Annotated in this window: 6 protein-coding genes; 3 read left to right on the top strand and 3 right to left on the bottom strand. The window is 73.7% G+C overall.

Annotated elements, in window-relative coordinates:
• Positions 1–1184: ROK family protein (locus FNH09_RS43830; RefSeq protein ID WP_420802841.1), on the bottom strand; the 1184-nt coding region annotated here is incomplete at its 3' end.
• 56 nt (positions 1185–1240) lie between these two features.
• Here FNH09_RS43830 and FNH09_RS43825 point away from each other — a divergent pair.
• The 3 genes from FNH09_RS43825 (at position 1241) to FNH09_RS43815 (ending at position 3791) form a co-directional block, all read left to right on the top strand.
• A complete protein-coding gene (locus FNH09_RS43825; RefSeq protein ID WP_152895450.1) occupies positions 1241–2308 on the top strand; it encodes a Gfo/Idh/MocA family protein in 1068 nt (355 codons plus the stop codon).
• Positions 2308–2808 (top strand): heme-degrading domain-containing protein, encoded by a 501-nt coding sequence (locus tag FNH09_RS43820; RefSeq protein ID WP_152895449.1) that lies wholly within the window; start codon positions 2308–2310, stop codon positions 2806–2808. The genes FNH09_RS43825 and FNH09_RS43820 overlap by 1 nt, the downstream gene beginning before the upstream one ends.
• 98 nt (positions 2809–2906) lie before the next feature.
• On the top strand, positions 2907–3791 hold the full coding sequence (locus FNH09_RS43815; RefSeq protein ID WP_152895448.1) for an LLM class F420-dependent oxidoreductase: 885 nt from the start codon (positions 2907–2909) through the stop codon (positions 3789–3791).
• Between the two features lie 63 nt (positions 3792–3854).
• On the opposite strand, the gene FNH09_RS43810 is transcribed toward FNH09_RS43815, so the two are convergent.
• Positions 3855–4712: a fumarylacetoacetate hydrolase family protein gene (locus FNH09_RS43810; RefSeq protein WP_152895447.1), complete on the bottom strand. Its 858-nt coding sequence runs from the start codon at positions 4710–4712 to the stop codon at positions 3855–3857.
• A 159-nt stretch (positions 4713–4871) separates the two neighbouring features.
• Entirely contained in the window at positions 4872–5591 is a 720-nt protein-coding gene (locus FNH09_RS43805; protein ID WP_152895446.1) for a YidC/Oxa1 family membrane protein insertase, read from the bottom strand.
• Between the last annotated feature and the right edge of the window lie 161 nt (positions 5592–5752).

Genomic DNA, 5752 nt, shown 5'->3' with positions numbered 1-5752 from the left:
GGCCCCAGCAGCAACTGCGCCGCCCCCTCCGCGACCGCGCGCGCCCCACCCGGCGCCACCCGTACCGGCACCGCACCCTCGGCCGCGCCCCCGCGCCGGGCCCGCGCGTCGAGCACCTCCGCCACGCCCCGCACGAACCGCTCCGGCGCCGCGGCGACCGTACGCCCGCCGAGCAGCACCTGGTCGATGTCGAGCAGTCCCACCAGGTTCGCCGCGCCCGCGCCCAGCACCCGGGCCGCCTCCTCGATGTCGCCGCGCGCCACGGCACCCAGGCACAGGGCCTCGATGCAGCCGCGGTCGCCGCAGCCGCACGGCGGCCCGTCGAGCTGGATGACCTGGTGCCCGAACTCCCCCGCCCCGGTGCGCGCGCCCCGGTGCACGCCGCCTCCCACGACGAGTCCGGCGCCGAGTCCGGTGCCGAGGTGCAGATAGGCGAAGGAGTCGCCCTCGCCGCCGACGGCCAGCCCGAGCGCCGCCGCGTTGGTGTCCTTGTCGACGACCACCGGCAGCCCGCCGAGTCGTCCGGCGAGCGCGTCCCGCAGCGGGAATCCGTCCCACTCGGGGAAGCCGGTGACCCGGTGCAGTACGCCATGGGTGTGGTCGAGGGGACCCGGCAGGGCCACGCCGACCCCGAGGAGGGAGCCGGAGCGCCGGGCCGCGGCCAGGAGTTCCGCCTCCCGGGCCACCGCGGCGACCACGGCCTCGGCCCCCGCTCCCAGGTCCAGCGGGCCGCCCCGCTCCGCCACCACGCTCCCGGCGAGGTCGACCAGGACGGCCCGCGACTCGTCCCGGTCCAGGTGCACGCCGACCGCGTACCCCGCCTCGGGTACCAGCCGCAGCACCGTGCGCGGTTTGCCGCCGGTCGAGGCGCGCCGCCCCGCCTCCGTCGCCAGCCCCTCGGCCCGCAGCCGGGCGGTGATCTTGCTGACGGCCTGCGGGGTCAGCCCGGTCCGCTCGGCGAGTTCGAGTCTGCTTATGCCGTCCGCGCCCCCGGTGCCCGCCGTGCGCAGCAGGTCGAGGACCAGCGCGGTGTTGTGGCTGCGCAGCGCGAGCAGATTGGCGCCGGCCGTCGCGCCCGTACGGCCGCCGCCGTTCCCGCCGTTCCCGCCGCCGATCCCTGTCCCGCCGACCGCACCGCCGCGGTCGGCGCTCCCGCCGCCACTGCCACCCCTGGTCCTGTTCACCCCGCCATTCTCCCCCGCGCTTGCACTTTGGCAACAGCGTTGCGAAAGTAGAGGGCATGACTGCTACCCCCCTCCGCGTGGGCCTGATCGGTTACGGCCTGGCCGGCTCCGTCTTCCACGCCCCGCTGATCGCCGCCACCGAGGGCCTGGTCCTCGACACGGTGGTCACCTCGAACCCCGAGCGCCAGGAACAGGCCCGCAAGGAATTCCCGGACGTCCGCGTCGCCGTGAACGCCGAGGAACTGTTCGACCGCTCCGCCGACCTCGACCTGGTCGTCATCGCCTCGCCGAACAAGACGCACGTCCCGTTCGCCACGGCCGCGCTGAAGTCCGGTCTGCCGGTCGTGATCGACAAGCCGATCGCGGGCACCGCGGCCGAGGCCCGCGAGCTGGCGGCCCTCGCCGAGGAGCGCGGCCTGCTGCTGTCCGTGTTCCAGAACCGCCGCTGGGACAACGACTTCCTCACCCTGCGCAAGCTGATCGCCGACGGCGAGCTGGGCGACGTCTGGCGCTTCGAGTCGCGCTTCGAGCGCTGGCGCCCGCAGCTCAAGGGCGGCTGGCGCGAGTCCGGCGACCCGGCGGAGATCGGCGGTCTGCTCTACGACCTCGGCAGCCACGTCGTCGACCAGGCGATCGTCCTGTTCGGCCCCGTCACGCAGGTGTACGCCGAGTCGGACGTCCGGCGCGCGGGCGCGGCGGCGGACGACGACACCTTCATCGCCCTCACGCACGCGAGCGGCGTCCGCTCCCACCTCTACGTCTCCGCGACGACCGCCCAACTCGGCCCGCGTTTCCGGGTGCTGGGCTCGCAGGCGGGCTACGTCAAGCACGGTCTGGACCCCCAGGAGGCGGCACTGCGGGACGGCGATCGTCCCGGTGCCGGCTGGGGCACGGAGCCCGAGCAGCTGTGGGGCCGTCTCGGCTCCGGCGAGTCCCCGCTGTCCGGCGGCGGCGCCCCCGTACCGACACTGCCCGGCGACTACCCCGCCTACTACGCGGCGGTGGCGAAGGCCCTCACCGACGGCGGCCCGAACCCGGTGACCGCGCTGGAGGCGGCCGCGGCCCTCGACGTCCTGGAGGCGGCCCGCCGCTCGGCCCGCGACGGTGTGGCGGTGAACCTGTGATGAGCGGACGCGAGATCACCCCCCGGTTCGCCCCCGAGATCACCCCGAGCGTGGAGGAACTGGAGGCGCAGGAACGCCGACTGGTCTTCCGTCAGTTCACCCACGACGACGCCTGGTCCCTCGGCTCGCTCCTGGTGGAGCTGGCCCGGGAGCGCCAGGCCCCGGTCGCCATCGACATCCACCGCGCGGGCCAGCAGCTCTTCCACGCCGCGCTGCCGGGCTCCACCCCCGACAACGACGCGTGGATCGCCCGCAAGCGCCGGGTCGTCGAGCGCTACGGCGCGGCGTCCTACCTCGTCGGCGCCCGGTTCCGGGCCAAGGGCACCACGTTCGAGGACTCCTCCCGCCTCGACCCCGACGCGTACGCGGCGCACGGCGGCTCCTTCCCGATCAACGTCGAGGGTGTCGGCGTGATCGGCTCGGTGACGGTCTCCGGGCTGCCGCAGCTGGAGGACCACCGGTTCGTGGTGGCGACGCTGGAGCAGTTCCTGGGTCTGTAGAACCGGTCCGTGCGCGGGATTACCGCGCGGCTCCCTCCGGTTGGCACGGACGTGCACGACGATCACTGCACGACGACCACCCGGAGGGAACGGACCCGATGACGGAGTCGACAAGCGGCACCCGCACCACCAAGAAAGCGATCGGCAGGTACGGCGTCTGGAGCACGGGCCTGCGCTCGGAGGACCCGGCCCGGCGCGGCGAGATCGCCGAGACGGCCGCGGAACTGGAGGAGCTCGGGTACGGGGCGGCCTGGCTGGGCGGCAGCAGCGCCCCCCGGCACGCCTCACCGCTCCTGGGAGCGACGTCCCGGCTGGTCGTGGGCACCAGCATCCAGAGCATCTGGCAGTACGAGGCCGACGAGAGCGCGGCCGCGTTCGCGGAGCTGGAGTCGTCCCACCCGGGCCGGTTCGTGCTCGGCCTGGGTGTGAGCCACGCGAAGCTCACGGATCAGTACCGCCGCCCGTACTCGGCGCTGGTCGCCTATCTGGACGCGCTGGACAAGGCCGGAGTGCCCGCGGGACGGCGCGTCCTGGCGGCCCTCGGCCCGAGGACCCTGGAGCTGTCCGGGGACCGGGCGGCGGGCGCGATCCCCTACCTCGTCACGCCCGAGCACACCGCGAGCGCCCGCGAACTCCTCGGTGACGGGCCTCTGTTGGCCCCGGAGTTCGCGGTCGTCCCGGAGGCCGACCCGGCCCGCGCCCGCGCCCTGGCCCGCGGGCACCTGGCTCTGTACCTCTCGCTGCCGAACTACACCGGCAACTTCCTGCGCCTCGGCTTCGCCGAGGACGACCTGACCGGCGGCGGCAGCGACCGCCTCGTCGACGCGCTGTACGCGTGGGGCGACGAGGAGCGGATCCGGGACCGGGTCGAGGCCTTCCACCGGGCGGGCGCCGACCATGTGGCGATCCAGGTGGTGGACGCGGGCGCGCGGGACGACCTGCCGCGCGAGGCCTGGCGCAGGCTCGCGGCCGTACTGATGTGACCGGTCCGGTCCGGCCCCCGCGCCCGGCGGGCCGGACCTACGTCCGCTCCCGGCGCACCGGGCCTACGCGTCCTTCAACTCCTGCCGCTGACGGCCGAGTCCGTCGATCTCCAGCTCCACCACGTCCCCGGCCCGCAGGAACGGCTTCGGCTCGGGCCGCCCCACGGCGACCCCGGCGGGAGTCCCGGTGTTGATGACGTCACCGGGGTACAGGGTCATGAAGTGGCTGACGTACCGCACGACTTCACCCACCGGGAAGATCTGCTCGGCGGTCGTCCCGTCCTGCCTCAGCTCCCCGTTGACCCACAGTCGCAGCGGGAGAGTCTGCGGGGCCCCCACCTCGTCGGCGGTGACCAGCCACGGGCCCAGCGGGTTGAACGTCTCGCAGTTCTTCCCCTTGTCCCAGGTCCCGCCCCGCTCCATCTGGAACTCACGCTCGGACACGTCGTGCGCCACCGCGTACCCCGCGACATGGGCGAGTCCCGCCTGCGCCGACTCCAGGTAGCGGGCGGTCCGTCCGATGACGACGGCCAGCTCCACCTCGTGGTCCATCTTGGTGGAGCCACGCGGTACGAGCACCGTGTCGTTCGGCCCCACGACGGTGTCGGGCGCCTTGAAGAAGACGACGGGCTCGGTGGGCGGCTCGACCCCCATCTCCCCCGAGTGGTCGTGGTAGTTCATCCCGATGCACACGATCTTGCCGATCCGCCCCAGCGGCGGCCCGACGCGCAGCCCGGCCGGATCCAGCTCCGGCAGCCCACCGTCGCTCTCGGCGGCACGGATCCGGTCGAGCGCGGCGTCGTCGGCGAGCAGCGCCCCGTCGATGTCGGTCACCAGGCCCGACAGGTCCCGCAGCACGCCTCCGGCGTCGAGCAGCGCGGGCCGCTCCGCGCCCGCCGTCCCCACTCGCAACAGCTTCATGGTCACCGTCTCCTTCGCTCGCGGGCGCCCGGCCGTCGGGTGCGGCCATCGAAGAACCGGTCGATCATCCAAGCTCCACATCCACTCCGCAAGACCGTGTTCACAGACCGGACCCACACCGGAGGGGGCGGGTCGGACCGAAGGAGGCGGGGCGGGCCGTCAGCGATACAGCGCCACCCGTTCCACCGCGCTCCAGGCCGCACTGGTCACCACGTACAGCGCGGCCGCCAGCGGCATGACGGCCACGGTGAAGAGCGTGAGGAAGGACATGAACGGCATCACCCGGCCGACCGCGCCGAGGCCGGGCAGTTGCTCGCCGGTGCCACCCCCGTCGCCGGCACCGGCCGCGACCGCGGACGTCTGCTTCGTACGGCGGTAGTTGAAGGTGGCGACGGCGGCGACGACCGCGAAGAGTCCGAGATACACGAATCCCGCCGCTCCGAACATCCCGCCGTCGGCCAGGGCGTCGGCCCAGCGGCCGCCCAGGGGCGCGGCGAACAGCCGGTGGGTCAGCAGGTCGTTGGGGGCACCGCCGATCGTCCGGTTCGAGAACAGGTGGTACAGCAGGAAGAACGCGGGCAGTTGGAGCAAACTCGGCAGGCAGCCCGACAGCGGCGAGACCTTTTCCTCGGCGTGCAGCTCCAGCACCGCCTGCTGAAGCTTCTCGGGGTTCTTCGCGTGCCGCCTGCGCAGTTCGGCGATCCGAGGTTGCAGCGCGGCCCGGGCCCGCCCGCCGCGGGCCGCGGCCCGGGACAGGGGATGCACGAGGAGTCGTACCAGTGCGGTGAACAGGACGATCGCGGCGGCGGCCGCGGAGGCGTGGAAGAGCGGGTCGAGCAGGTCGGCGAGCTGCTCGACGAGGTGCGCGAAAACGGACATGGCTGAGCCCTCCGGGGGTCTCGTCGTGCCGGAAGTCGGTGGCTGTGCGACGGCATGACGATCCGGGTGGGGTCACGTCGGACGGTGCGGGGTCACCGGTGGAAGGAAGTGCGGTGCCCTGATCGCGCCCGGTCGGCGTGTCCTACGCGGAGATCGTCGGG

Origin of the sequence: Streptomyces adustus, assembly GCF_009377175.1 — a bacterium.
Taxonomy (GTDB): Bacteria; Actinomycetota; Actinomycetes; order Streptomycetales; family Streptomycetaceae; genus Streptomyces; species Streptomyces adustus.
The sequence above is the reverse complement of the archived record's forward strand: the minus strand, read 5'-3'. Positions and strand labels throughout refer to the sequence as shown.